We start from the raw sequence: 26,932 nt of genomic DNA, 5'->3' as shown, positions 1-26,932 counted from the left end.
CTTCCCGCATTTTTCTTACCTTTCACTGCCACATAAGCAGATTCTCTGGACAGCACCTCGTAACAACCAATGTCGATATCTGGGAAGTACGCAATAACCCGCGCCTGACGGATGACATCAGCAAAGTCGTCCATCTGAAAGATTTTCTGAAAAAGTCATGAAACAACAGGGGTCGCCTCGTCAATGGCGCGCTCAACATCTGGCTGAACGGTGTAACCCCGGGACCTGTGCCCCGGGGTCATTACCTGAGAACAACGGATGATAAGGCTTCCCTTATTCCTTACTCACCGTATCCAGATACAACTGGCTGCCTGCCACATTCTGACTTGCGCCTTTCACGTTATCGCGGATTGCCACCAGCAACTTACTTTGCAGCGCCACCACGAACGGCGAGTTTTTCTGCAGTTCGCGCTGTAAATCAGCATACAGCGCCTTGCGTTTGGTTGGATCCGATTCTGCCGCCGCCGCACGGGTTTGCTTACTGATTTCCGGGATCACCCACTGAATACGCTGCGCCAGTGTTTTCGGGCCGTTCGGCACGTTATAGGCAAAGGTGCTGGCGTTCGTGTTTGGATCCAGATAATCCGCGCCCCAGTACGTGAAAATCGACTGGAATTTATGTGCACGCATACGGGTCAGCACGTCGCTTTCGACCAGCGGATGCACCACTAAATTGATATCGGCTTTAGCGAAACTGGCCTGCAATGCCTGCGCGATATCTGAATAAGGCGGCTGGTTAATCACAATCAAATCGATTTTGGTGCCCGGTGCGATGCCGCCTTTGCTGAGAATGGCTTTGGCTTTCGCGACGTCATATTTGAACGGCTGATCATCGATGGCTCCGGCTAATCCGTCGGGCAGGAAAGTCTGATGAATGCCGTACTGGCCTTTTAGCAGATCGGTAGAAATGCCCTGATAATCCACCAGCCAGCGGGCGGCTTCCCAGAGAGCCGGATTGGCCAGCGCCGGTTGGGTGGTATCGCCGACGTTAAACGCCAGATAGAAGACTTTCGCGGCCGGGAATTGGGCGACGTGCACCCCCTTCTCTTTTTCCAGCGAACTGAACTGGTCTGCCCCTAAATCGTAGGCCACATCCGCATCACCGTTGAGTACCAGCAGACGGCGGGTGGACGGATCGCCGACATTTTTAAACAGCACATTTTCGAGTTTCGCCAGCGGCTTCGCATTCGGATTTCGTTTGAAAATCAACGCTTCGTGAGGCACATAGTTACGGACTTCAAATGCGCCGCTGCCCGCCGAGCGCGAACGCAGCCAACTGTTGCCGAAATCGTTCTGATCGACGTGTTCTTTCAGCAACTTGCTGTCGACAATGCCCGCCACCGGCGCGGATAAAATGCTCAGCACCAGACCGCTGCCGATGTCCGCAGGCCAGCTCAGCTGGACTTTATCATCCGCCAGTTTTTTCAGATTGCCGTCGACGTTTTCCGGCGTCCAGCCCAGTTCACCCAAAATAAACGACGGGCTTTTATTGAGTTTGACCACACGGGTAAAGGAGTAGATGACATCGTCGGCAGTCAGCGGATTGCCGCTGGCAAATTTCTGCCCCGGCTTGAGGGTGAAGATCAGGCTGTGCGCGTCCGGCCCCGGCTGCCAGCTGGCGGCAGCGTCCGGATCGAGTTGATCAGGATGCTGGCGGTCAGAAACAACAAGCTGCTGATACAGGTTAACCAGATTACCGGAACTGACGGTTTCAAAGCTTTCAGCCGGATCCAGGCTGATAATGCCTTCAAGCGAACCGGCAACGACCAGCGTATCGGCCGGTGTCGCCGCATCCACACGGGTTGCCGCCATCATAAGCAGGAATAACAGGGAAGGAACACGTACTTTCATTGAGGTCGATCTCCACAGGTGAAAAGACAGTTTTTCCGAGTGTAGAGGTGCAGCGGCAAGGCCAGAACAATGAAATAAAGCTTTGTTATTTAATAAATTAGATTAAGGATTTTCCGGCTCCCTCCCCTGCGAAGGAGCTAAGTCAGCACGTAACCCTTCGCCATATGCACGGCACGATCACACATATGATCGATCACATCGGCATCGTGACTGACCAGTATCATGGTCAGGTCGCTGCTGGCTTTCAGGTCGTTGAGAAGATTGAGAATTTCCGCCTGTACGGACATGTCGAGGGCCGACGTCGGCTCATCGAGCAACAGCAGTTTCGGTTTGAGCAATAACGCGCGGACAATCGCCACGCGCTGACGCTGTCCGCCGGAAAGCTGATGTGGATAGCGGTTCATCAGCGCCGGATCCAGCCCGACCTGACGGAACCCCTCTGCAATCTTCTGTTCGATGTCCTGCTCTTTGAGGATTTTCAGCGGCTCTGCCAGCGTGCGCACCAGCTTGTGTTTCGGATGCAGCGAGGCATACGGATCCTGAAAAACCATCTGCACATCGCGGCGCAGGCTGCCGGTAAAAGGCTTGCCGGGTTTCACCTGATGGTCGAGCAGTGTCAGGCTGCCGTCCCAGTGACCGTTCAGACCCGCCAGCACCCACAGCAGGGACGATTTTCCGCAACCGGACGGCCCGACCAGACCGAAGCATTCGCCTTTGTTGATGGTCAGATTGACGTTGTGCACCACCGTGCGGGTTTCATAGCCCTGACGGTGCGACACGCTCAGTTGGTGCAGATCTGCGACAATGTCACTCATGGCGCGGCTCCTGTGTTAAAGAGGCCAGCAGCGCGCGATCCAGCACCGGCAGGCGTTCACCGTGGGTAAATTTACTCGGACGGCACGACCACAGCGTATGGGTGTACGGATGTGTGGCGTTCGCCAGCTGATCGGCCGGCAGTTCATCCAGCAGTTCGCCTTTGTACATCACCAGCACCCGCTCGCAATAATGTGCGACCTGTTGCAGGTCATGGCTGATCAGGATCAGCCCCATATTGCGCTGCTCAACCAAACGCTCAATCAGTCCCAGCACCTGCTCGCGCATGTCGAAATCCAGTGCGGAAGTCGGTTCATCGGCAATCAGCCATTGCGGATCGTTAATCAGCGCAATCGCCAGCATCACGCGCTGCCCCATCCCGCCGGAAAGCTGGTGCGGATATTGCTGTTGCAGGAAAGCCGGATTCGGCAGGCCGACCGCATTCAGCATGTCGGTCACCTTTTCCTGACGCTCTTTGCGGCCAAGACGGGTGTGCAGACGCAGCGGCTCTTCCACCTGTTTGCCGATTTTTTGCGTCGGATTGAGCGCGTGTTTCGGATCCTGCATCACCATTGATACGCGGTTACCGCGCAGCTGGCTCCATTCGCGCTCTTTAAGCCGGGTCAGATCGTGATCGCCGAGTGTGAGCTGCGAAGCACGCAATTTGCACGGATGCGGTAGCAAGCCCATCAGCGCACGGGCGGTCAGGGATTTTCCGGAACCGGATTCACCGACCAGCGCCACGCGTTCCTGCCCGACGCTGAAGGAGAGGGATTTCACCAGCTCCAGCGGACGCTCGCCCGGCAGATAAATGGTCAGATCGTCTGCGACCAGTTTGTCGTGATGTGAAAAGTCAGTTGCCATGTCGTGGATCCATTTTGTCACGCAGGCCATCGCCCAGCAGGTTGAAAGCCAGGCTGGCGAAAAGGATCGCCCCGCCCGGTGCAGCGGCGACCCACCACTGATCGAAAATAACTTTGCTGCCTTCGGCAACCATCGAGCCCCATTCAGCGGTCGGTGGCTGGATCCCCATGCCGAGGAAGCCGAGACCGGCAGAAGCCAGAATGATGCCACCGAGGCTGAGTGCCGCACGCACCACGGCGCTCGGCAGACACAACGGCAGAATATGGCCGAACATCAGACGCAATCCGCCAATGCCCTGCATCCGTGCCGCAGCCAGATAATCACTGCGGCGCAGCGCCAGCGTTTCCGCCCTCGCCTGTCGCGCAAACGGCGGCCAGCTGGTGAAAGCCAGCGCCAGTGCGCCGTTCATCAGGCCGGGGCCGAGAATAGCCACCAGCGCCAGCGCCATCACCAGACTCGGCAACGACATCACAATATCGGTCAGACGCATCACAATGCGCTCGTACCAGCCACCAATGTAACCGGCGCTGATGCCAATCAGCAGGCCAACCGGAATGGTCAGCACCAGGATCAGCGAGACCAGCAGCAGCGTCGGGCGCGCACCGTACACCACGCGCGAAAGCAAATCACGGCCAAAACCGTCAGTGCCCAGCCAGTGGGTGTCGGACGGCGGCAACAGACGCAGTTCGATATGCTGGATGTTCGGATCGAAAGGCGCCAGCCACGGCGCGAGCAGCGCGGTCAACACCAGAATGGCGACCAGCACCAGCCCGACAGAAAACGCGGTGATGCGCCGGGTCGGTTTCCAGACGGAGGTTTCGGCTTCCGCTTCCACCTGCGTCGGTTGTTCAGGGATCATTTGTGTCATAAAAACTACCGGGTTCGCGGATCGAGCAGGTAAGTAAGGGCGTCAGCCAGCGCATTAAGCAGCACAAAACAGGTGCCGATCAGCAGCGTAGCGCCAAGAATTGCCGGGGTATCCGCGGCGAACAGCGCAGTGGTCAGGTAACGTCCGACGCCCGGCCAGGCAAAGACGGTTTCCGTCAGTACCGCGCCTTCCAGCAGGCTGGCGTAGGAAAGCGTCAGCACGGTGATCAATGTGCCGAGCACATTCGGGAACACGTGGCACAGCAATACCCGCACCCTGCCCGCGCCTTTGGAGCGCGCCAGAATCACATATTCTTTGTTCATTTCGCCGAGCATGGATGCCCGCAGCAGGCGCGTGATGCCCGCCATCGACAGCATCGCCAGCACCGTCACCGGCAGCCATAAATGGCTGATGGCGTTGTAGAACATTTCGCGGTCACCGGACAGCCAGGTATCAATCAGCACAAAACCGGTGCGCGGCGTCATGGTGTACATATACAGGTCGTCAAGCCGCCCCGGGCCGCCCGCCCAGTGCAGCACGGCGTAAAACAGCAACAGGCCGAGCAGACTCAGCCAGAAAATCGGCACGGAGTAGCCGAGCAGCGACACCAGCCGCGCGATGTTATCCAGCCAGCTTCCCGGTTTCCACACCGCCAGCAATGCCAGCAGGATGCCGAGCGACCCGCCAAGCAGGATCGCACAGGTTGCCAGTTCGACCGTCGCCGGGAAGGTGCGCATTAAGTCACTGGCGACCGGCTGCGCGGTGATACGCGAGATCCCCATATCGCCGTGCGCCAGATGATCCAGATAACGGGCGAACTGCACCGGCACCGACTGATCCAGCCCTAAATCGCGACGCACCTGCGCATAGGTGGCTTCACTGGCGTGATCGCCCGCCACCTGAAGTGTCGGGTCAATCGGTGCGAGATGGGAAAGTGTAAAGGTGAACGCCAGCAGACCGAGCAATGTCAGCGCCAGCGAAATCACGCCGGTCAGCAAACGGCCTGACCAGCGCCAACCCTGCCGGACGAATCCGGCGGGCGTTGAACTGTCTGTCATTACTTGGTGACCTTGCTGTAGAAGACCATGTCAGGGTTGATGCCCTGCACGTAACCTTTGATGTTGTCGCGAACGGCAATCAGGCTTTTCGCTTGCAGGCCGATCACGAACGGCGAGTTTTTCTGCACTTCCAGTTGCAGCTGACGGTAATCCGCCACGCGTTTAGCCTGATCCGGCTCCGCAATCGCGGCCAGTGTCAGTTTGTTGAGCGCCGGAATGGACCAGTTAGCACGCCATGCCAGCGTTTTGCTGCCGTCTTCCGGGTTGAAGGCAAACGCCGAGGCGTTGGTGTTCGGATCAAAGTAATCCGGGCCCCATGAAGACATGTAAGCATCGTATTCATGCGCCTTCACTTTGGTGGAAATCTGCGAGCTTAAACCCGGATCCAGTTTCACGGTCACGCCGCCCTGCGCGAAGCTGGCCTGCAATGCCTGAGCGATGTCCAGATACGGCGGCTGGTTAGCCGTGGACAGCGTGAAGCTGACGTTGGTCAGTCCGGCTTTCGCCAGAATCGCTTTAGCCTTGGCCGGATCGTAGGTGTAAGGCGTGTCATTCAGTGCGCCGAGGTAACCTTCAGGCAGGAAAGCCTGATGCACCTGGAACTGATTTTTCATCAGGTCGTGCGCGATGTGATTGTAATCAAACAGGTAACGCGCGGCTTCCCAGAAGGCCGGATTTCCCAGCGCCGGAGAGGCTTTGGCGTTGAACTGCATGAAGTACAGGGACGCATACGGCACCGCCAGCGGTTTCACACCTTTCTTGCCTTCGAGCGCCGCCATCTGGTCGGAACCGAGGTTACGCGCCATATCGGCATCGCCCTGCTCGATCAGCAAACGGCGTGCCGCAGGATCCGGTACGTTTTTGATCAGAATGGTTTTCAGTTTCGGTGCGCCTTCCGGTGAGGTCGGATTGGCAGACAGGATCACCACTTCATGCGGAATGTAGTTACGGATCTGGTACGGACCGGAACCGGCAGAATGGTTGCTCAGCCACTGATGCCCCAAATCGTCAGCGGTGGCATTAGCTTTCACCAGTTTGCTGTCGACAATCGAGGATACCGGCGCAGACAGCAGGCTCAGCACGAATGACGGGCTGACATCGGCGGTCCAGCTGATTTTCACATGCTGGTCATCGACTTTGGTCAGGAATGTATCGACGTTTTTATCGGTCCAGCCCAGCTGCGTCAGAATGAAGGAAGGCTCAAGATTCAGCTTCACCACGCGCGACAGTGAGAAAATCACGTCATCGGCGGTCAGCGGATTGCCGCTGGCAAAAGTGGCTTTCGGCGACAGCGCAAACGTCAGACTGCGGTTATCTTTACCCGCTTCCCAGGAGGCGGCCAGTGTCGGTTTTAAATCGATCGGATTATTCGGGTCAGACTGCACCAGACGCTGATAAATGTTATTGAAAGCCTGAACCGTGGTCAGTTCGAAGCCCTGCGCCGGGTCAAAACTGGAGGTGTCATCGATGGATTGCGCGATAACCAGGGTATCCGGCGGCGTGGCAGCCTGCACAGAGAAAGTAGCCGCAATAGCCGTGAACAGGACGGACGGTAATAAAGCTTTCATCAAGACAGACTCTCCAGGGTAGCGAAATTGCTATTCAAGTTAGCCCACATAATTCGAGTTGCAGTAACGCGGCAAACGAAGGGATCCCGATGAGCTTACATGAGTAAGTGATTCGGGTGACTGAGCGCAGCCAACGCATCTGCGGCTCGAAGTATGTCGGGTGAGTGAGTGTAAAGTTTCTTCAACCTACCAGAAAGTCTGATAAATACTATCGTTATGCAAATTTTGCATAACGTTATCTGATTGGTTATTAAAGCGTCGGAATGCGGGCTGGCGGGGAATTGTTACTGTACAAATGTGAGCGCCTCCCCGGTGAGGAGGAGGCGTAAATCATCAGAAATCGTAGGTGGCGGAAAGTTTAAATTCACGCGGATCGCCCTGGGTCAGATAACCCCCGGTGGCCGATGCCCAGTATTTCTCGTTGGTGACGTTTTCCAGATTTGCACGCCAGGTCAGGGTGTTCTGCCCTACCGGCATCGCGTAGCGCAGGCCGAGATCCAGACGTGTCCAGCCGTCCACTTTCAGCTTGTTCGCTGCGTCCGCATACTGCGAGCCGGAGCGGATCACTTTACCGGTGGCGGTGACACCGCTGCCGCCGGGAATATCCCATTCGCCGCCCACTACCCACTGGTAATCCGGTACGCCAACGGCGTCGTTGCCGTCATAGGCTCCGCCCTGCGTTTTGGTCATTTCCGGGTTCATCCAGGTGATGCTGCTGTTAAGGCGCACGCCGGTGACCGGTTCGCCGAAGACATTCAGCTCAATCCCGCGGTTACGCACTTCGCCATAGTTACCGTAGGTATAACCGTCGCCCGTGGCGCGGTACATGCCGATCGGCTTTTTGATCTCATACAGCGCCAGTGAACCGGCAACGCGACCGAAATCCGCTTTCACGCCCACTTCGTTTTGTTTGGAGGTTTCGATACCGGTGACCTGTCCGCCGTTACTGACCACCAGACCGTTGTAAGTCGTACCGGCCGTTTCACCTGCCTGCAACGCTTCAATGTGGTTGGCGTAGAAGGAGTAGTGTTCCCACGGTTTCACGACCAGACCAAACGCCGGAGTGACTTTCATTTCGTCGAACGAGGTGTTTTCAGAGCCGTCGTAGTTGTAGTTTTTGACCACAACATTCTGACGACGCAGACCAGCGATAAATTGCAGACGGTCGTCGAGCACGGACATGGTGTCGGAAAGTGAAACGCCATAGCTACGGGTACGGTTGCGCACCGCAGGATCGCTCATATCGCCGCCGCTGTAGAGATTGGTCAGCGGTTCATCCACATGGGAAGGATCGTAAATATTGGTATTAATGGAAGCCGCGGTCATGGTGTACGCGGTTTTGTATTTACGGTAAAGCGTCGACATGCCGAGGTTGACACTGTGGTTAACAAAACCGGTATCAAATTTGCCGCGTACACCCGCCTGAGAGGAGAAGCTGTCCGCAAAATAAGGCACGGTCATGCGGCTCATTGTGGCGTTACCGTCGTTGTCCTGCAGGGTCGGCGAGCTGTATTTACCAAATTCATGCGTATGGTTAGCACCGGCGGCGGCATATACCGTCCAGTTGTCGGCCACATCGTATTCGCCTTTCAGCATGCCGAACTCGTTTTCCATATCGGTCGATGCGTATTTCTGACCGTAGTTGCCGGTCGCAGAAGGCACATCAGGAATTTTGGTCGCGTTACCCAGATACACCACCGGACGGCCACCGTGCACCGTCGTTTTGCTCATCCCGAAATCCAGAGATGAACGGAAGCGATCGCCACGGTAGTCAAGGCCGATGGATCCCAGCGTCAGACGGCGTTTTTCATCATCAATCGCCGTTTCACCTTCGCGGTGAACAGCATTGACGCGCACGCCCCACTGGTTGTTGTCACCAAAACGACGCCCCACATCCACCGCGCCGCCGACCTGTGAAGAAGAGGTGTAATCCACGCTCACGCGGTTAATCGGGGTATCGGTGGCACGTTTTGGCTCGATATTGACGTTGCCGCCCACGCCGGTGCCGCCTGGCGGTACACCGTTGAGGAAGGCGCTTGAACCTTTCAGTAATTCAACACGATCAGCGAATTCGGTCGGTAACAGCTGACGCGGCAGCACACCGTACAATCCGCCGTAAGAGATATCGTCGCCGGACAGCTCAAAGCCGCGCACCACAAACGTTTCTGAATAGTTGCCGTAGCCGTAACCGGTCTGCACCGAGGCGTCATTATTCAGCACGTCGCCCAGCGTACGTGTTTGCTGATCCTGCATCAGTTTGTCGGTGAAACTCACGACGCTGAACGGCACATTCATCGCGTCCTGTTCACCGAGGATCCCCAGACGTCCGCCGTTGGCGATTTGTCCGTCCAGATACGCCGGTACCGTGTCGTTGCCGCCAGATTTAAAAGTCTGTGGCGCGGCTTCAATGGTGATGGTGTCGCCGGTTTTAGCAGTGGACGCGGTGGTTTGTGGTGTGGGGGTTGCCGCGATGGCCGGTAACGCTAACCCGCTCAGCGCGGCAGAAATCACCACCGGCAAGACTTTACGGGCAAAGGCTGGAGTGTGAAGGATTTCACTTTTGGTGCGCATGGTAATTCCCTGAAAAAGTTCAATCGTGAATGGTAATAATTATCATAACGATTCGAATTATGCTGATTGACAGAGCAAATGCAATCAACTTTTCAGGGATAACGTCAGGGTAAACAGGATGTTAATGCGGATATTTTATAAGGATTAGGAATTTTATTATTGGAAGGGATTCTAATTAATTGAATTCAGAGAAATATCACGCGGGAGGATGAATCAGCAGGCTGCGCGCCAGTGACGCTCAGCCTGAAATAGCGGTTCAGTTTTTTTAACTCAGACCCGGCACATCAAAGCCCGGAGAAACAGAAAGCAGCATTCTTACCTGCTTCACCAGCTCACTCATGCAGTCGTCACGCATGCCGTAGCTGTTCAGCTCTTTTTCCAGCGCAAACAGGTACTGCGCGTTGGTGCCAAGCGGGCCGCTGGCCTGCGCAATCAGAGGCGCAATGACCTGATAATCGGTATCCGCCTCATACTGCGGATGGGACGCATCCATGATAAATACCAGCGCCGTGACTTTGCGGCCATCATCAAGATCCAGTTCGCACCAGGTCGGCCGGTAACAGCCGGTCAGCATTTCGCGCTTCCACAGCAGTTCGAGTTCTTCGAGGAGTTTGTCTTCCGGCAGGCGGAATGCCAGCCCGGTGGTCTGTCCGCCATCGCGCAGCGCCAGCATACGCCCCGGTTGCGCGTGGGTACCGCGCCCGGACGTCAGACGTAAACAGAAAGCACGGTGATAACCATGAAGCGTGGCGGGACGCGCCTCTTCAGAATCAAAAACCGGGTTCCACATCAGTGAACCGTAACCAAAAATCCACACCGGACTGTTATCCGGGCGACGCGCCAGCGTACAACCTAATGAAGCCGCGCGTTGTTCAGGGGTCAGTAGCATCGATTCATCAATGCTGCCGAATGCTGTTTTGCAATCTGCGTTACGCAGGAAATCTCGAGTTAACATTCATTCCCCCTTCGGTACGACGTACTTTTGAACATGCCATGCTGTTAACGCTGTGTTCTCCGTTATCGTGGGTCGTGGTTTTGAGATATATCGGACAATTTTCGCCTCTGCTTGAGGGGGCGCGCAGGTTTATTAAGAAATTTAGTATCACCCTGCTTGCTGAAACCTTATTCGTTTCTTTCGTTGCAATCAAGGTTGAGAGGGATCACAAAACGAAAATAAAGTGATTATTTTATGAACATTGTATGAATGTTGAGATTTTGAAGGGGGATAAGACAAAAAACAGGAAACCAAAGCGTGCGGCGTGAGAAATATCGGCAGGCCGGGATTTTCCCTCACCTGCCGTCAACATCAGGATTTTTTAGGATGCCACTTGTCATCATCCCCTTTTTTGTACCCATGCTTCACCGCCGCCCAGGCCACTTTGTGGGCGGTTTCTTCACGGGAACTGTCACCCTGACGGTCTTTGGATTTGGCGTATTCATCCCACGCACTGTTGAACGCTTCCTTATAGATGTCCTGCGCATGAGCGGGCAGCACATTGCGGACGGAATCAGGCAACGCTGAGCGATTCTGATAAGGCATAGTGATCTCCTTTTTCATGACGTTCATGATCGTTACATTCTTTATGTGCTGAGTCTGAGCACAACATTAAGTCTAGCTGCTACCCTCAGAGGATCCTGCCAGATTATTCTTGTTATCAGGTACCTGAACGCCCTTTTTCGCCCTGAGATTGTGCGGGTATAGGGGGTATTTACATAAATTGACGCATAGCCGCCATAAACTCATCATGAATTATCAGTGCATTGTTTTTAAATGACTTATTTTCTTAACATGAAAAATTAGTACGCCACTTATCATGGTTTAAAGCAAATTATGTATCGTTAAATGATGACTATGTGACGATTTTGTTCCTAACCCTGATTTTATTCTGTTAATAGATTAATTTATCTACTATACTTAACGGGTTAGACTTTTATGCTGCTATGCATTTTGCTGACAACTGACAGACAGGCGGTTGTTATTACGTGAGCGTTTATAAGGAGAATAATCATCATGGTGTCTTCACAGGAACATCCAAAAATCAAAACCCGCCATCAGGAATATTCCCTGATTTTTCCCATCGCAGCACTTATCGTTCTCGTCCTTTGGGGCAACAGCAGTAATTTTGGCGCTGTTGTCGGCATCAATTTAATCGCGCTGGTCGGTATCCTCGCCAGCGCGTTCAGCGTAGTCCGTCATGCAGACGTACTGGCACACCGTTTGGGCGAACCCTACGGGTCACTTATTCTCAGCCTTTCCGTGGTAATCCTCGAAGTCAGCCTGATTTCCGCCCTGATGGCGACGGGTGATGCCGCACCAGCGCTGATGCGTGACACGTTATTTTCGATCATTATGATTGTGACGGCCGGTCTGGTGGGCGTCGCCCTGCTGCTTGGCGGGCGCAAATTTGCGACGCAGTATGTCAATCTCGGCGGCATCAAACAGTATCTGATGGCGATTTTCCCGCTGGCGGTGATCGTGCTGGTACTGCCTGCCGCATTGCCTGCCGGCAATTTCTCGACGACGCAGGCGCTGTTTGTCGCAATGATCTCAGCCGCCATGTACGGCGTATTCCTGCTGATCCAGACTAAAACCCATCAGAGCCTGTTTATCTACGAGCATGAAGATGAAGGCGAAGAAGACGGCCACGGTAAGCCCTCGTCAAAAAGCAATCTGACACATACCTTGTGGCTGATCGTCCACCTGGTGCTGGTGATCGCGGTGACCAAGTTCAACGCCAATCCGCTGGAAAGCCTGCTGACGGAACTGAACGCGCCTGCACAATTCACCGGCTTCCTGGTCGCGTTACTTATTCTTTCACCGGAAGGTCTGGGCGCCCTGAAAGCAGTACTGAAGAATCAGGTACAGCGTGCGATGAATTTATTCTTCGGCTCCGTGCTGGCGACTATTTCACTGACCGTTCCGGCCGTGACCGTGATTGCCACCCTGACCGGTCAGAACCTGATTTTCAGCCTGGATCCGGCAAACATTGTGGTGATGCTCGCGGTACTGATTTTGTGTCAGATTTCGTTCTCGACCGGCCGTACCAATGTACTGAACGGGACTGCGCATCTGGCGTTGTTCTGCGCGTATATGATGTTAATTATGTTGTAACACCCTCGCCTTCCCCGTGGGAGGAACAAACAATAAAGGCCGCTCATTTGAGCGGCCTTTTGCATTGTGATGACGGTTTATGAATACGCGTTCAACGTTCTCTGGCACAGCTCGGAACGGACGCAATCCTGCTTATCAAACTTAATGATGCCGACCATCTCGTCTTCTTCGAAGCGGGAAAGTGCATCGCTGAGCCCCGATACTACGCCGCGTGGTAAATCGCACTGGGTAATATCACCGTTAACAATGACCGTCACATTTTCACCGAGACGGGTCAGGAACATTTTCATCTGGCTGGCCGTGACGTTCTGGGCTTCGTCCAGAATCACCACCGCATTTTCGAAAGTGCGTCCGCGCATATAGGCGAATGGCGCAATTTCAACTTTCCCTATTTCCGGTCGTAAGCAATATTGCAGGAATGATGAACCCAGACGACGTAATAAAATGTCGTAGACCGGTCGGAAATAAGGCGCGAACTTCTCAGAAATATCACCGGGCAGGAAACCGAGATCTTCATCGGCTTGCAACACCGGGCGTGTCACAATAATTCTGTCGATTTCTTTGTGAATTAATGCCTCTGCCGCTTTCGCAGCGCTGATAAATGTTTTGCCGCAGCCTGCTTCGCCGGTAGCAAAAATTAACTGCTTATTCTCTATGGCTGATAAGTAATGACCTTGAGCTTCAGTACGCGCTTCGATGACGGACGTATCGCGACTGTCGCGAGCCATGCCGATCGATTCCAAACCGCCCATCTGTACTAATGACGTCACAGATTCTTCCTCGCGCTGGCGGTGACTGCGTGAATCATTACGAATAACACGTTTTGCTTCACGACGAGCTTTGATCACTGCTTTCTGTCTTCCCATAGTGGCACCTTACAGTTTGATTCACTTAACGCTAAGGCATAATGCCCGCACGGTTATGTTTCACTCACAAATGAGGTTTTGGTCTCCTTTTAGACCAAGTGAAGCCAATGAATAACGTGAAGAGGAAAAGAAACCAAAAAGATTAACCGGTAATTTTTTGGCTGTTTTCTGTTCACGAGGAGGCATTGCCAATATCGTCAATAATGACAAACCGCTGACCCATATAATGAAATTTCCAGAATAAAAGCCAATGATATTCACATCATTTTCATAAACATTTAAGGGGTCAGTTAAAGAACAGGGTAGAGGTTGCGTGGATGAGAAATGTTGTAAAAAGCGGCAGGGAAATGCTGAAAGTAAAAGTGGATATAACAGAGAGTCGGAGGCCTTATCCTCGTTTGCATTTAAGCGACGACAACGAGTAAATGCGTGAAGCATGTTATTTTCTGTCAACAGCCCAAACAAGGACTTTACCATTCGCGCTCCCCGCAGTGTTATTAACGGCACCTGCCGTACACCTCGTGAAAACTACCGCTTATAAATGTCAGTATAATGACAGCTGAAACATTTGCGTTACCAAAATGTAAAAAAGTTTGTAGCCGTCGTCAACCGGATCGTGAAGATCTTTTTCAGATCCTCTTAAATCGCGCTGAATTTCTCTCAGCTCAGCAGATTGTTTTTCTTTTCATTGATGAAGTAACTGTTAATCCCTTCCGCCAGCGCGCGTGCCATTTTCTCCTGAAAAACAGGCTCGCCCAGCAATTTTTCTTCCTGCTTATTGGTAATAAACGACGTCTCCACCAGCACCGACGGGATGCGTGGCGATTTCAGCACCGCGAAACCGGCCTGCTCCGGATGGGGGCTGTGCATGTGATGCACCCTGATAATATTGGCGGCCAGATGGCGGCCAAAATCCAGACTGCGGTGAATGGTTTCGTGCTGGTCGAGATCAAACAGCGTTTCTTTAAGGTATTGATCATCAGTCTTAAAATCGTTGTCGTACAGCACATCGACACTGTTTTCACTTTGCGATAAATAGCGTGCCATCGCACTGCCCGCGCCGTGTTCTGACAGCGCAAACACTGACGCGCCGGAGACCTGATCATTGGTAAACCCGTCCGCATGTATCGAGATAAACAGATCCGCTTCATGCTGATGCGCCAGACTGACACGATGATACAACGGGATAAATACGTCATCCTGCCGCGTCAGTACCGCGTGAATGCCGTGTTGCTCGTCAAGCAAGGTTTGCAGCCTTTTGGCGATATGCAGCACCACATGTTTTTCATAAGTGCCTTCATTGCCGATCGCCCCCGGATCCTTACCGCCGTGGCCGGGATCGATCATCACCAGCAGCGGTTTCTCCGCCCGCGGTGTGGTGGTCGTGACGGGCAGCACCTGCGCGGCATTCGCTTCGCGTATCGCCACGTTCAGTACGCCGTTTTCCGTACTGCGCGTAATCTCAGGTTTACCGTCCACCTGCAATACAATGCGCGCCACGTCCGGGCTGAAGTGAGCAATCCTCCCCTCCTTTACCCATGAAAATTTCTGCCGGACCACGGTCAGCGCATGTTCCAGTTCCGGTGGAAATGACACCATCGGCATATCAATCACCGCCCGTTCCGGCGCACTGAGCATAAACACCCGGCAACGTTTATCGCCCGCCGGTAGCGCGAGACGGATCTGGCTGGCGTCCGACGTCATGGTGATGCGCACGGCTTTTTGCGCCGCATACAGGCGCGGTGCCGTCAGGGAAAGTCCGATGCCGAAAATCAGTAATTTTCTGCGGGATTGATTGATGCTCATAACAGTCTCAGGCAGGCAAGATGATAAATCAGGACGACGATTTATCATCATGACATTGCTGAGGTTTTTTGGAATGAAGCGGAGTATTAACAGAAAGTGAATTGCGTAACCAGGCGTAAAAAGGATGTCTGGTGTCAGGTTCCCCCTTCGCAGGGGGAGGCGCAGTATCAGGCTTCGATCAAAGATTGTCCGAGATAATGATTTTCGTCTTTATTTCCCGGCAGCGTGAAGAAGAAACCGCCGCCGTTGGGACGGATGTATTCTTCCAGTGCTTCGCCGTTCAGGCGTTTCTGCACGGTCAGGAAGCCTTTCTCCAGATCATGCTGATAGCAGACAAAAATCAGTCCCATTTCCAGTTGCCCGGCATTGGTCACACCCAGCGAATAGCTGTAGCCACGGCGCATCATCAGGCTGTCTTCGGTTTCTTTAGTGCGCGGGTTCGCCAGCCGGATATGCGAGTCGAGGTGGATGACTTTACCTTCCGGATCTTTACTGTAATCCGGCACGTCGTGCTCTTTTTCCATCCCCAGCGGCGCGCCGGTAGCCTTGTCGCGCCCGAAGATCGATTGCTGCTCCTGCAACGGCGTACGATCCCAGGATTCCACCCTGAACGGGATCAGACGGGTGACCTGATAACTGCCGCCGAGCGTCCAGGCCGGTTCGCCCTGACCGTCTGTCACCCAGATGGCTTTATCCATCAGCGGCTTATCTTTGGCATCCGGATTGGCGGTGCCGTCTTTGAAGCCCAGCAGATTGATCGGGGTTTCTTTACCCTGACTGCGGGCGGCATGGGAGGAAATAAAGCCGTCACGACGCCAGCGCACGCTGAGTAAATCCGGCGTGTACTTGATGATGTCACGCAGCGCATGCACCACAGTATCGCTGTTGTTGGCGCAGATTTGCAGGGACAGATCGCCGTGACACAGTTTGGCGTCGAGGGAGTCATTCGGAAACCGCGTCATGCGCTGTAATTTCAGCGGCTTATGTGGCGCTAAGCCGAAACGTTCATCGAACAGCGAATCCCCGACAGACAGCGTCATGGTCAGGTTATCCGGGTAGATTTCAGCGCCCATTACGCCGGAATCCATCGGCGGGAATTTCGGATCCATTGACGGCGCGGTGCCGCCTTTCGTGAGAAAAACAAACCGGCTGTCGAGCAGGCGGAACAGGCGTTCCAGCTCGGCTTTGCTGGTCGCCAGCACGTCGAAAGAAACCAGCATCATGGACGCCTGCTGCGGCGTTAAAATGCCTGCCTGATGTTCGCCGTAATAAGGCTGTTTGCCCCAGCGTTCATCCGGGGACACCGTGCCCGGCGTGTACTCTTTTTTTGCTCCGGGTGTTTTCTCAGCTTGCACCGTGGTGGCGCCGCCCAGGGCAAATGCCCCGCCTAACAATCCCACGCCTTTCAACAAACTGCGGCGGGAAGAGGAAACGTCATCCTGATTATTGTTTTTGTGACTCATTGCTATGCCTCGGTGTAACGCTCCTCCCCCTGCGAAGGGGGAGGCGGGGAGGGGGTATTAATGGCAAAACAGGGGGTTATGCACACTTTGGCCACTGAATTTTACTTTAATACCCCACCCCAACCCTCCCCTTCGCAGGGGAGGGAGCTTAAGATATTAATCCAGACCTAAAACACCGCGCAGTTTAGCCAGATCTTCTGCCAGCGTGGTGATTGGCCCTTTCATTGCGTTACGGTCTGCATCGGACAGTTTTTCGTAATTCTCATAACCGTCTTTGGTTTTGTATTTATCCAGCAGCGCATCGACGGTTTTAAAGTTGGCGTCGATTTTATCCAGCAGCGGTTTGTCAGCTTTTTCCAGCAACGGACGCAGCAGGTTAACGATTTTCTGTGCGCCGTCGAGGTTGGCACGGAAATCCCACAGGTCAGTGCGGCTGTAACGGTCTTCTTCACCGCTGATTTTGCTGGCCGCCACTTCTTCGATAAGCCCTGCTGCGCCGCCAACCACTTTGCTCGGCGGGAAAGTCAGGTCAGTGATGCGTTTTTGCAGATCAACCGTGTCGGTGTACAGCTTGTCAGCAAAAGGCTCCGCGCCCTTGGTGGTTTTATCCGCAAAGAGGATTTTCTCCAGACGGTGGAAACCGGTGAAGTTAGGATCTTCGGCTTTTTTCTCGAAATCATCTTCACGGGCATCGATGCTGCCGTCCAGATCAGAGAACAGTTCGGCAATCGGTTCGATGCGCTCGTAGTAAACACGGGTTGAGGCATACAGCGCCTGAGCTTTCGCCAGATCGCCCTGCTTCACCGCGTCGGTAAAGGCTTTGGTGTGGGCAACCAGTTCAGCCACCTGCTGCGTGACATACACTTTGTATTCCGCAATCGGGCCGACCAGCGCCATGGCGTCAGGCTTACCGGAGGCTTGCGCGCCTTCTGCCGTCACGGTCAGTTTACCTTTTGGATTGCTCAGCAGGCCGCAGGTCATGTCGTATTCGCCCGGCTCAAGGTTAGCCGTCATTTTCTGCGTGAAGCCCGGCGCCACGTTTTCACGTTCTTCCACCACCATCACGCCTTTCAGAATTTCCCATTCCAGGTTTTTCTGACTGTTGTTATGGATAACAAACTGAGTTTTACCGGCGGGTACGGTCAGCGCCATCGGTTCACATTGTTTGTCGTTAACGGCAATTTTAACCTGACGAACATCGGCAGCCAGCACGTGGGTGCTCAGCGCAAAGGCCGGCAGGGACAACAGTGCGATCTGTAAAGCTTTACGGCGAAAATGTGGCATGTACAACTCCGTGGCTAACGCAAAGTGATGAAAAGTTTATGAAATCAACGTGGTGTTTTTTGCCCGGCAGAGGCCGGAGCGGCGACAGGATTTTTGCCCTGTGGCATAAAGAACAGAAACAGCGCAGGGATCAGATACAGGAAATACACGGCGACTTCACTGACGGTCGGCGCTTCCTGATAGCCAAACATGCCTTCCAGCAAGGTGCCAAATAATGAGTGCGTGGATAACGTGCCGCTGAGATCAAAGGCGATGTCCTGCATCTGATTCCACAAACCGGCTTCGTGGAAAGCCCGGATCGCGCCAGCGGCCAGACCGGCGGCGACAAACAAAATAAACAGGCTGGTCCATTTGAAAAATTTCGCCAGATGCAGTTTCACGCCGCCGTAATAAATCAGGAAGCCGAGCACAATGGCGGCAGCCAGTCCCAGCAGCGCGCCGATCGGTGCTTCGATACCCACATCCTGCTGGAATGCGGCGAGCAGGAAAAACACCGATTCCAGCCCTTCACGCGCGACGGCAAAAAACACCATGGCGACCAGCGCCCAGCCCTGCCCGCGGCCGGAATTCAGCGCATTATCAATCGCGCCTTCCAGATGCACTTTGATGGAGCGCGACACTTTGCGCATCCAGAACACCATATACGTCAGAATGCACACGGCGACCACGGCCACGATGCCTTCGAACAGCTCCTGCTGTTTTTGCGGAAACTCGCCGGTGGTGGCGTTGATAAAAAGACCGAGCGCCAGACAAAGTGCGGCGGCGATGAAAACGCCAATCCAGACCACACCGAGCCACTGCCCGCGTTGCGTCCGTTTGAGATAGCTGGCAATCAGGCTGACGATCAGTGCAGCTTCCAGCCCTTCGCGAAACATAATGAGAAACGGAACGAACATGTTGGAACTCCCGGCCCCTAATTCTGGCGAATCACAGAATCTGTAAGCTCTCTGTAAAGAAAAGTAAAAAGAAACGATAGTGATTATCATTCTTAGAAAAAGAAATACAAGAGGGAACAGATCGATTTTTGAAGGGCTGATGGCAAATGCGCAGGAAAAATCAGGATAGAAGTGTTCTCTGAAACAAAATGCTGAAAACCGGGGTCAGGACGACCCCGATCTTCGTCACCTCAAAACTGAGGAGTGGTTAAATAGTATTATATTCCGCTTCGGCTGCCGTGAAGCGTTCTTCCACTGCGGCGGAAGGCTGACGGCCCATCAGGCTGACAATCCAGATCGCCAGTGAGGCGAAGATAAAGCCGGGGATGATTTCGTAGAGATCAAACCAGGCGAAATTCTTCCAGACAATCACCGTCACTGCGCCCACCAGCATGCCTGCCAGCGCGCCGTTACGCGTCATGCGTTTCCACATGACGGAAATCAGGATCACCGGCCCGAATGCCGCACCGAAACCGGCCCAGGCATAGCTGACCAGACCGAGTACGCGGTTTTCCGGGTTCGCCGCCAGCGCAATGGCCACCAGAGCGACCACCAGTACCATCAGACGACCAATCCACACCAGCTCGCGCTGGCTGGCACCTTTGCGCAGGAAAGCTTTATACAAATCTTCGGTAATCGCGCTTGAACATACCAGCAGCTGACAGCTCAGGGTGCTCATCACCGCCGCCAGAATCGCCGACAGCAAGATACCGGCAATCCACGGGTTGAACAGAATTTTTGCCAGCTCGATGAACACACGCTCACCGTTTTGCGTCACGTTGCCCGCTTCGCCCGGATTATTGCTGAAGTAAGCAATACCGAAGAAACCGACCGCAATGGTGCCCGCCAGACACAAAATCATCCAGGTCATGCTGATACGGCGTGCGCTGCGGATGGTGTGATGGGAGTCGGCCGCCATGAAACGCGCCAGAATATGTGGCTGGCCGAAGTAGCCCAGTCCCCAGCCCAGCAGTGACAGAATCGCCACCAGATTCATGCCTTTGAACATGTCCGTGTATTCAGGGTTTTTCGCGTGGATCACCATCATCGAGGTATCAATACCGCCGACCGCGAGAATAACGATCACCGGCGTCAGGATCAGCGCGAAAATCATCAGGGTTGCCTGCACGGTGTCGGTCCAGCTGACCGCCAGAAAACCGCCGATGAAGGTATAGATGATGGTCGCCGCCGCGCCTGCCCACAGCGCTGTCTGGTAAGTCATGCCGAAGGTGCTTTCAAACAGACGGGCACCGGCCACAATGCCGGAAGCACAGTAAATAGTGAAAAATACCAAAATTACGATCGCCGAGATAATGCGCAGCATTTTGCTGGAATCTTCAAAGCGGTGGGTAAAGTAATCCGGCAAGGTCAGCGCGTTGTTGTTGGCTTCGGTGTGCACACGTAACCGCCCCGCCACCAGTTTCCAGTTCAGGTATGCGCCGATGGTCAGGCCGATGGCGATCCAGCTTTCAGAAATCCCGGAAAGGAAAATCGCCCCCGGTAAACCCATCAGCAACCAGCCGCTCATGTCAGAGGCACCGGCCGAAAGTGCCGTCACCACACTGCCTAAACTGCGTCCACCCAGAATATAATCATCAAAGTTTTTGGTTCGTAAATACGCGATGAGACCAATCAAAATCATCCCGAAAATATAAACACAAAACGTCACCAGCATCGGTGTGTTCATTGTCATTCCTGTCTCCACTTTCTTCTTATTTGCGATGTTGTCCGGCACCTGTCTGTCCTGACGCCTTGTTCCTGAGAAAAGCGTGCAAAATCATGCCGGGGCGAGATGATGGCTGAAACCCGCTAAGGTTGCAGCAAGACTCTCCATATTTTTTACGTCGTTACAGTCTTTGTGTGGTTTTTATTCAAAATTACTGTCGGGCCGGATACTGGTTTAGCCTCCTCCACTTTTCAAGATTTTTAACATTTCAAATACACAAAATTCACCCTCCATCACAGTTATTCTGAATGCCGGTTGTACTTTGCAGTGACAAAGGTTGCACCCGATACCGCCTTTGAAATTTCACTTACCGTTCATGCAGGCAAGATCCATGCCGTTATTTTATTGTTAAAAATGCCAGACAAATCACAACAGGCATACTTCCTGCATTAACGGGGGTTGCACAAGGTTGCAACATAGAAGATATTGCTCAGCATAAAGATAATGAATTCACCTGAACCTTTTCATATGGAGTGGTTGCGCATGGGTATGACAACGATGGGCGTGAAGCTGGACGAAGGCACACGCGACAGGCTTAAAGAAGCGGCACATAAGATTGACCGCACGCCGCACTGGCTCATCAAGCAGGCGATTTTTTCCTATCTGGAACGTCTGGAAAATGGCGACGCGTTACCTGAGATCCCGGCGCTGAACGGCGCGGCGTCTGAGGGTGCCGATGAGTTGACCGCCCATGCGGTTCAGGACGTCCATCAGCCGTTCCTTGATTTCGCCGAGCAGATCCAGCCGCAGTCCGTCAGCCGTTCCGCCATCACAGCCGCCTATCGTCGCCCTGAGCCTGAAGCGGTGTCCATGCTGCTTGAACAGGCCCGTTTACCAGCACCGCTCAATGAGGCTGCGCTGAAACTGGCGGCAGATATCGCCACGAAGCTGAGGAACCAAAAGAGTGCAAACGGACGCGCCGGCATGGTGCAAAGTCTGTTGCAGGAGTTCTCGCTGTCTTCTCAGGAAGGCGTGGCGCTGATGTGTCTGGCCGAAGCGTTGCTGCGTATTCCCGACAAACCTACGCGCGATGCCTTAATCCGCGACAAAATCAGCAACGGTAACTGGCACTCGCACCTCGGGCGCAGTCCGTCTCTGTTTGTCAACGCTGCCACCTGGGGCCTGCTGTTCACCGGTAAACTGGTGGCCACCCATAACGAAGCCAGCCTGTCGAAATCCCTGAACCGCATTATCGGGAAAAGCGGTGAGCCGCTGATCCGCAAAGGCGTGGACATGGCGATGCGCCTGATGGGCGAACAGTTCGTGACCGGTGAAACCATCGCCGAAGCGCTGGCGAATGCGCGCAAACATGAAGAAAAAGGCTTCCGCTATTCCTACGATATGCTGGGCGAAGCGGCGCTGACCGAAAAAGATGCGCAGGCCTATTTGCAGTCTTACCAGCAGGCGATCAATGCCATCGGTAAAGCTTCCAACGGTCGCGGCATTTATGAAGGCCCCGGAATTTCCATCAAACTTTCTGCCCTGCATCCGCGCTACAGCCGTGCGCAATACGAACGTGTGATGGAAGAGTTGTATCCGCGCCTGCTGTCGCTGACCTTGCTGGCGCGCAGCTACGATATCGGCATTAACATTGACGCCGAAGAAGCAGACCGTCTGGAAATCTCCCTCGATTTGCTGGAAAAACTGTGTTTCGAGCCGGAACTGGCGGGCTGGAACGGCATCGGTTTCGTGATTCAGGCGTATCAGAAACGCTGCCCGATGGTGATTGATTACCTGACGAATCTGGCGCAACGCAGCCGCCGCCGCCTGATGATCCGTCTGGTGAAAGGGGCGTACTGGGACAGCGAAATCAAGCGCGCGCAAATGGACGGACTGGAAGATTATCCGGTCTACACCCGCAAGGTGTACACCGACGTGTCCTATCTGGCGTGCGCCCGTAAACTGCTGGCGGTGCCGAACCTGATTTATCCGCAGTTCGCCACCCATAATGCCCACACCGTGGCGGCGATTTATCAGCTGGCGGGTAACAACTATTATCCGGGACAGTATGAGTTCCAGTGCCTGCACGGCATGGGTGAACCGCTGTACGAACAGGTCGTGGGGAAAATTTCCGACGGCAAACTGAACCGTCCCTGCCGTATTTATGCCCCGGTCGGCACGCACGAAACGCTGCTGGCGTATCTGGTGCGCCGCCTGCTGGAAAACGGCGCGAACACGTCCTTCGTCAACCGTATCGCCGATGCCACCTTGCCGATTGACGAACTGGTTGCCGATCCGGTGCTGGCCGTCGAGGCGCTGGCTGCCAGCGAAGGACAGGTCGGATTACCGCATCCGCGTATCGCCCTGCCGCGTAATTTGTATGGCGACAAACGGGTGAACTCTGCGGGTCTGGATATGTCCAGCGAACACCGTCTGGCTTCCCTGTCCAGCGCCCTGCTGCAAAGCGCCAGCCATCCGGTAAAAGCGCAGCCGATGATTGATGCGCAAACCGATGACGGCGAATTCCTGCCGGTGATCAATCCGTCGGAAAATACCGATATCGTCGGTTATGTGCGTGAAGCGACCGAAGCCGAAATCAGCCGTGCGCTGGATGCCTCCACTGCCGCAGGCGCGATCTGGTTTGCGACACCTCCCGAAGAACGCGCCGCCATCCTGCAACGCGCTGCAGAACTGATGGAAGCGCAGTTGCAAAACCTGCTCGGCGTGCTGGTGCGTGAGGCCGGAAAAACCTTTAATAACGCCATCGCCGAAGTGCGTGAAGCGGTGGATTTCCTGCATTACTACGCCGGTCAGATCCGCGAAGATTTCGCCAACGACACGCACCGTCCGCTGGGGCCGGTGGTGTGTATCAGCCCGTGGAACTTCCCGCTGGCGATCTTTACCGGTCAGATTGCTGCCGCACTGGCCGCCGGTAACAGCGTGCTGGCCAAACCGGCAGAACAGACGCCGCTGATCGCCGCATTAGCCGTCGGCATTCTGCATGAAGCAGGCGTACCGGCAGGCGTATTGCAGTTGTTGCCGGGTCAGGGTGAAACCGTCGGCTCGCAGCTGGTGAATGACGAACGTGTGCGCGGCGTGCTGTTTACCGGTTCAACCGATGTTGCAGGCATTCTGCAACGCAACATCGCCGGTCGTCTGGATCCGCAGGGGCGTCCGACGCCGTTGATCGCCGAAACCGGCGGCCTGAACGCCATGATTGTGGATTCCTCCGCGCTGACCGAACAGGTGGTGATGGATGTGGTGGCCTCGGCCTTTGACAGCGCCGGTCAGCGTTGCTCTGCCCTGCGCGTGTTGTGTATTCAGGACGACGTCGCCGACCACACCCTGCAAATGCTGCGCGGTGCGATGGCGGAATGCCGCATGGGTAATCCGGAGCGTTTGTGTACCGATATCGGGCCGGTGATCGACGCCGATGCCAAAGCCGGTATCGAGAAACACATCGATGCGATGCGCACCAAAGGCCGCACCGTGTATCAGGCCACGCAGGAATTCACTGCCGACCAGCAGGAATGGAGCCGTGGCACCTTCGTGAAACCGACACTGATCGAGCTGGAAAGCTTTGATGAGATGAAGAAAGAAATCTTCGGCCCGGTGCTGCACGTGGTGCGCTATGCCCGTCAGGATCTGGATACGCTGATCGGTCAGATTAATGCCGCCGGGTATGGTCTGACGCTGGGTATTCATACCCGCATCGACGAAACCATCCACCGCGTCACCCAGCAGGCACACGTCGGCAATATGTACGTGAACCGCAATATGGTCGGCGCGGTGGTGGGTGTGCAACCGTTCGGCGGCGAAGGCTTATCAGGCACCGGTCCGAAAGCCGGCGGCCCGCTGTATCTGTATCGCCTGCTGAGCAGCCGTCCGCAGGACGCCGTGCAGCAAACCCTGTTGCGTCAGGACAGAGAGCTGCCGCTGGACGTGTCTGTCCGCGAAGCCTTACTGGCACCGCACCGCGCATTGCAGCAATGGGCCGCCGAACAAAAACATCGTGAGGAGTTAGTCGCAGTTTGCGAACGCTTTGCGCAGACCAGCCAGGGCGGCACGTTACGCACCCTGCCGGGGCCAACCGGTGAACGCAACACTTACGCGCTGTTACCGCGCGAACGTGTGCTGGCACTGGCCGATAATCAGGAAGATGCCCTGACTCAGCTCGCCGCCGTCACCGCCACCGGTTGCCGTATTCTGTGGCCGGAAGCGCCGTTGCAGCGTGACCTGTTCAACCTGTTACCCAAAGCGGTGCAGGCGCGGGTTGATTTCGCCAAAGACTGGCAGAACGATGCGCAGGTATTCGATGCAGTGATTTATCACGGTGATGCCGATCAGTTGCGCGAGCTTTGTCAGACCATTGCACAGCGACCGGGCGCCATTATTTCCGTACAGGGCTTTGCGCGCGGCGAGGATAATATCCTGCTGGAACGCCTGCTGCACGAACGTTCACTGAGTGTGAACACGGCTGCCGCAGGTGGGAATGCGAGTCTGATGACGATCGGGTAAAGGTGCTTTGCTCCACCCCTGCGAAAGGGAACTGTCCGTGGCATTCTTAGGTTTTGCTTTTTGCTCCTCCCCCTGCGAAGGGGGAGGTTGGGAGGGGGTTTTAAGGGCTAACACCCGGTCAAAGCATACTTCAACTTATTGATTTTGCATTAATACCCCACCCCAACCCTCCCCTTCGCAGGGGAGGGAGCAGACCGGATCGCTTGCAGATTTTTTTGTTTCCCTTCGCAGAAAGGGACAGAAATCAATGCGCTAAAAACTTCTCCAGAAACTGTTTCGTCCTCGCATGTTGCGGATTTGAAAACAGCTCTTTCGCCGGTCCCTGCTCGACAATTTTGCCCTGATCCATAAAGATCGCGCGATCTGCCACGTCACGGGCGAAACTCATTTCGTGGGTCACAATCACCATCGTGCGGTGCTCAAGTGCCAGTGCGCGGATAGTGTTGAGCACTTCGCCGACCAGTTCGGGATCCAGCGCGGACGTAGGTTCATCAAACAAAATCACTTCAGGGTTCATTGCCAGTGCGCGGGCGATGGCGACACGCTGTTGCTGACCGCCGGAAAGACGGCGCGGATAGGCATTTTCCTTGCCATTTAATCCGACCTTTTCCAGTAACTGACGCGCCGTGGCGATGGCCTTTTCTTTCGGTTCGCCCTTCACAATCACCGGTCCTTCAATGATATTTTCCAGCACGGAACGGTGCGGGAACAGGTTGAAGTTCTGGAAAACGAAACCCACCTGCTTGCGCAGTTCGCGGACGTTGTTCTTCTGCTTGCTGATCGGTTTGCTGGCGTCAATTTCGATGTTGCCGACTTTGATGGTGCCGCCGTCCGGCTCTTCCAGCAGGTTGATGCTGCGCAGTAAGGTGGTTTTACCCGAGCCGCTCGGCCCAATGATCGCCACCACTTCGCCGGAATTGACCTGCAAATCTATACCGTGCAGCACCGTCTGTCCGTGGAATTTTTTTGTCAGTTGCTTAACGTCAATGGTACTCATGAAGGCTCCTGATCCTGACGGTTAACGCGGTCTTCCAGACGGTTTTGCAGGAAGGATAAAACGGTCGCCAGCACCCAGTAGATAATAGAGGCCGCGAGATACATGGTGAACACTTCCAGCGTACGCGATGTCACAAGCTGTGCCTGACGGAACAGTTCCGGCACCTGAATGGTGGCCGCCAGCGAGGTATCTTTCACCAGCCCGATGAAACTGTTACCCAGCGGAGGCAGCGCGGTGCGGGCTGCCTGCGGTAAAATCACGCGACGCAGGGTCTGCCACGGGTTCATGCCGATACTGGCGGCGGCTTCCCACTGCCCTTTTTCGATGGACGAAATCGCCGCACGCAGGGTTTCAGAGGTGTAGGCCGCGGTGTTCAGCGAAAGACCAATCATCGCTGCGGGGATAGGATCCAGCTCGATGCCAAACTGTGGCAAACCGTAGTAGATCATAAACAGCTGAGCAATCAGCGGCGTGCCACGGAAAACGGAGACGTAAAAACGCGATATCCATGACAGCGGCCAGAAATGCGAAAGGCGCATCAGCGCCAGCACAAAGCCCAGGATCAGACCGAACACCATCCCGCCCAGACTGAGCTGGAGCGTAAACAGTGTCCCTTTCAATAAAAATGGTGCTGAATCCAGCACCAGTTGAATACTTTCTTGCATCTAAGACCTTTAGATTTTCTGGATCTT

General features: G+C 54.6%; 20 protein-coding genes. 2 read left to right on the top strand and 18 right to left on the bottom strand.

What is annotated here, in order from left to right; translation table 11 throughout:
* Window positions 1–273 precede the first annotated feature (273 nt).
* The 9 genes from EYY67_RS21865 to chaB all read right to left on the bottom strand — a co-directional run bounded on the left by EYY67_RS21865 (window position 274) and on the right by chaB (window position 11,133).
* Complete coding sequence (locus EYY67_RS21865; RefSeq protein ID WP_095922196.1) at window positions 274–1,851, bottom strand: ABC transporter substrate-binding protein; 1,578 nt, start codon at window positions 1,849–1,851, stop codon at window positions 274–276.
* A 137-nt stretch (window positions 1,852–1,988) separates the two neighbouring features.
* Complete coding sequence (locus tag EYY67_RS21860; protein WP_131694379.1) at window positions 1,989–2,666, bottom strand: ABC transporter ATP-binding protein; 678 nt, start codon at window positions 2,664–2,666, stop codon at window positions 1,989–1,991.
* Window positions 2,659–3,528 (bottom strand): ABC transporter ATP-binding protein, encoded by an 870-nt coding sequence (locus EYY67_RS21855; RefSeq protein WP_095922198.1) that lies wholly within the window; start codon window positions 3,526–3,528, stop codon window positions 2,659–2,661. Before EYY67_RS21855 ends, EYY67_RS21860 begins: the two co-directional genes overlap by 8 nt.
* A complete protein-coding gene (locus EYY67_RS21850; protein ID WP_095922199.1) occupies window positions 3,518–4,396 on the bottom strand; it encodes an ABC transporter permease in 879 nt (292 codons plus the stop codon). The genes EYY67_RS21855 and EYY67_RS21850 overlap by 11 nt, the downstream gene beginning before the upstream one ends.
* Before the next feature lie 5 nt (window positions 4,397–4,401).
* Window positions 4,402–5,454, bottom strand: a complete 1,053-nt coding sequence (locus EYY67_RS21845; RefSeq protein WP_131694378.1) for an ABC transporter permease — start codon at window positions 5,452–5,454, stop codon at window positions 4,402–4,404.
* Complete coding sequence (locus EYY67_RS21840; protein WP_119824980.1) at window positions 5,454–7,022, bottom strand: ABC transporter substrate-binding protein; 1,569 nt, start codon at window positions 7,020–7,022, stop codon at window positions 5,454–5,456. Before EYY67_RS21840 ends, EYY67_RS21845 begins: the two co-directional genes overlap by 1 nt.
* Window positions 7,023–7,355: 333 nt before the next feature.
* Window positions 7,356–9,593 (bottom strand): TonB-dependent receptor, encoded by a 2,238-nt coding sequence (locus EYY67_RS21835; protein WP_131694377.1) that lies wholly within the window; start codon window positions 9,591–9,593, stop codon window positions 7,356–7,358.
* Between the two features lie 265 nt (window positions 9,594–9,858).
* Complete coding sequence (locus tag EYY67_RS21830) at window positions 9,859–10,548, bottom strand: gamma-glutamylcyclotransferase (RefSeq protein ID WP_095922203.1); 690 nt, start codon at window positions 10,546–10,548, stop codon at window positions 9,859–9,861.
* A 351-nt stretch (window positions 10,549–10,899) separates the two neighbouring features.
* On the bottom strand, window positions 10,900–11,133 hold the full coding sequence (chaB, locus tag EYY67_RS21825; RefSeq protein WP_095922204.1) for a putative cation transport regulator ChaB: 234 nt from the start codon (window positions 11,131–11,133) through the stop codon (window positions 10,900–10,902).
* A 471-nt stretch (window positions 11,134–11,604) separates the two neighbouring features.
* On the opposite strand from chaB, the gene chaA reads away from it, so the two are divergent.
* Entirely contained in the window at window positions 11,605–12,705 is a 1,101-nt protein-coding gene (gene chaA / locus EYY67_RS21820; protein WP_095922205.1) for a sodium-potassium/proton antiporter ChaA, read from the top strand.
* 77 nt (window positions 12,706–12,782) lie between these two features.
* On the opposite strand, the gene phoH is transcribed toward chaA, so the two are convergent.
* The 7 genes from phoH to putP form a co-directional block, all read right to left on the bottom strand.
* Window positions 12,783–13,571, bottom strand: coding sequence for a phosphate starvation-inducible protein PhoH (gene phoH, locus EYY67_RS21815; RefSeq protein WP_095922206.1), 789 nt, complete (start codon window positions 13,569–13,571; stop codon window positions 12,783–12,785).
* A gap of 60 nt (window positions 13,572–13,631) precedes the next feature.
* Window positions 13,632–14,048 carry a hypothetical protein gene (locus tag EYY67_RS21810; RefSeq protein ID WP_095922207.1) on the bottom strand — a complete coding sequence of 139 codons (417 nt, stop codon included), beginning with the start codon at window positions 14,046–14,048 and terminating at the stop codon, window positions 13,632–13,634.
* Between the two features lie 183 nt (window positions 14,049–14,231).
* Window positions 14,232–15,377, bottom strand: a complete 1,146-nt coding sequence (locus EYY67_RS21805) for an N-acetylmuramoyl-L-alanine amidase (protein ID WP_131694376.1) — start codon at window positions 15,375–15,377, stop codon at window positions 14,232–14,234.
* 167 nt (window positions 15,378–15,544) lie between these two features.
* Window positions 15,545–16,840, bottom strand: coding sequence for an iron uptake transporter deferrochelatase/peroxidase subunit (gene efeB, locus EYY67_RS21800; protein WP_095922209.1), 1,296 nt, complete (start codon window positions 16,838–16,840; stop codon window positions 15,545–15,547).
* A gap of 156 nt (window positions 16,841–16,996) precedes the next feature.
* Window positions 16,997–18,124, bottom strand: a complete 1,128-nt coding sequence (efeO, locus tag EYY67_RS21795; RefSeq protein ID WP_095922210.1) for an iron uptake system protein EfeO — start codon at window positions 18,122–18,124, stop codon at window positions 16,997–16,999.
* Between the two features lie 44 nt (window positions 18,125–18,168).
* Window positions 18,169–19,020 (bottom strand): iron uptake transporter permease EfeU, encoded by an 852-nt coding sequence (gene efeU, locus EYY67_RS21790; RefSeq protein WP_095922211.1) that lies wholly within the window; start codon window positions 19,018–19,020, stop codon window positions 18,169–18,171.
* 247 nt (window positions 19,021–19,267) lie between these two features.
* The gene (gene putP, locus EYY67_RS21785) at window positions 19,268–20,752 is read right to left on the bottom strand and encodes a sodium/proline symporter PutP (RefSeq protein ID WP_095922212.1); all 1,485 of its coding nucleotides are present in this window, start codon (window positions 20,750–20,752) and stop codon (window positions 19,268–19,270) included.
* A 516-nt stretch (window positions 20,753–21,268) separates the two neighbouring features.
* Between putP and putA the strand changes: the two genes are divergently transcribed.
* Window positions 21,269–25,243, top strand: a complete 3,975-nt coding sequence (gene putA / locus EYY67_RS21780; RefSeq protein WP_131694375.1) for a trifunctional transcriptional regulator/proline dehydrogenase/L-glutamate gamma-semialdehyde dehydrogenase — start codon at window positions 21,269–21,271, stop codon at window positions 25,241–25,243.
* Window positions 25,244–25,487: 244 nt separating this feature from the next.
* Here the strand turns inward: putA and tcyN are convergent, their stop codons facing one another.
* Window positions 25,488–26,240 carry an L-cystine ABC transporter ATP-binding protein TcyN gene (gene tcyN, locus EYY67_RS21775; protein ID WP_015697534.1) on the bottom strand — a complete coding sequence of 251 codons (753 nt, stop codon included), beginning with the start codon at window positions 26,238–26,240 and terminating at the stop codon, window positions 25,488–25,490.
* Window positions 26,237–26,905: a cystine ABC transporter permease gene (tcyL, locus tag EYY67_RS21770; protein ID WP_095922215.1), complete on the bottom strand. Its 669-nt coding sequence runs from the start codon at window positions 26,903–26,905 to the stop codon at window positions 26,237–26,239. Before tcyL ends, tcyN begins: the two co-directional genes overlap by 4 nt.
* Window positions 26,906–26,932: the final 27 nt, after the last annotated feature.

Source organism: Rahnella victoriana (assembly GCF_004330295.1).
Classification (GTDB): Bacteria; Pseudomonadota; Gammaproteobacteria; order Enterobacterales; family Enterobacteriaceae; genus Rahnella; species Rahnella victoriana.
The sequence above is the reverse complement of the archived record's forward strand: the minus strand, read 5'-3'. Positions and strand labels throughout refer to the sequence as shown.

Bases quoted from the DNA above. Each gene is read 5' to 3' on its own strand.
- EYY67_RS21865 (WP_095922196.1), bottom strand. From the start codon at position 1,851: ATGAAAGTACGTGTTCCTTCCCTGTTATTCCTGCTTATGATGGCGGCA.
- EYY67_RS21860 (WP_131694379.1), bottom strand. From the start codon at position 2,666: ATGAGTGACATTGTCGCAGATCTGCACCAACTGAGCGTGTCGCACCGT.
- EYY67_RS21855 (WP_095922198.1), bottom strand. From the start codon at position 3,528: ATGGCAACTGACTTTTCACATCACGACAAACTGGTCGCAGACGATCTG.
- EYY67_RS21850 (WP_095922199.1), bottom strand. From the start codon at position 4,396: ATGACACAAATGATCCCTGAACAACCGACGCAGGTGGAAGCGGAAGCC.
- EYY67_RS21845 (WP_131694378.1), bottom strand. From the start codon at position 5,454: ATGACAGACAGTTCAACGCCCGCCGGATTCGTCCGGCAGGGTTGGCGC.
- EYY67_RS21840 (WP_119824980.1), bottom strand. From the start codon at position 7,022: ATGAAAGCTTTATTACCGTCCGTCCTGTTCACGGCTATTGCGGCTACT.
- EYY67_RS21835 (WP_131694377.1), bottom strand. From the start codon at position 9,593: ATGCGCACCAAAAGTGAAATCCTTCACACTCCAGCCTTTGCCCGTAAA.
- EYY67_RS21830 (WP_095922203.1), bottom strand. From the start codon at position 10,548: ATGTTAACTCGAGATTTCCTGCGTAACGCAGATTGCAAAACAGCATTC.
- chaB (WP_095922204.1), bottom strand. From the start codon at position 11,133: ATGCCTTATCAGAATCGCTCAGCGTTGCCTGATTCCGTCCGCAATGTG.
- chaA (WP_095922205.1), top strand. From the start codon at position 11,605: ATGGTGTCTTCACAGGAACATCCAAAAATCAAAACCCGCCATCAGGAA.
- phoH (WP_095922206.1), bottom strand. From the start codon at position 13,571: ATGGGAAGACAGAAAGCAGTGATCAAAGCTCGTCGTGAAGCAAAACGT.
- EYY67_RS21810 (WP_095922207.1), bottom strand. From the start codon at position 14,048: ATGGTAAAGTCCTTGTTTGGGCTGTTGACAGAAAATAACATGCTTCAC.
- EYY67_RS21805 (WP_131694376.1), bottom strand. From the start codon at position 15,377: ATGAGCATCAATCAATCCCGCAGAAAATTACTGATTTTCGGCATCGGA.
- efeB (WP_095922209.1), bottom strand. From the start codon at position 16,840: ATGAGTCACAAAAACAATAATCAGGATGACGTTTCCTCTTCCCGCCGC.
- efeO (WP_095922210.1), bottom strand. From the start codon at position 18,124: ATGCCACATTTTCGCCGTAAAGCTTTACAGATCGCACTGTTGTCCCTG.
- efeU (WP_095922211.1), bottom strand. From the start codon at position 19,020: ATGTTCGTTCCGTTTCTCATTATGTTTCGCGAAGGGCTGGAAGCTGCA.
- putP (WP_095922212.1), bottom strand. From the start codon at position 20,752: ATGACAATGAACACACCGATGCTGGTGACGTTTTGTGTTTATATTTTC.
- putA (WP_131694375.1), top strand. From the start codon at position 21,269: ATGGGTATGACAACGATGGGCGTGAAGCTGGACGAAGGCACACGCGAC.
- tcyN (WP_015697534.1), bottom strand. From the start codon at position 26,240: ATGAGTACCATTGACGTTAAGCAACTGACAAAAAAATTCCACGGACAG.
- tcyL (WP_095922215.1), bottom strand. From the start codon at position 26,905: ATGCAAGAAAGTATTCAACTGGTGCTGGATTCAGCACCATTTTTATTG.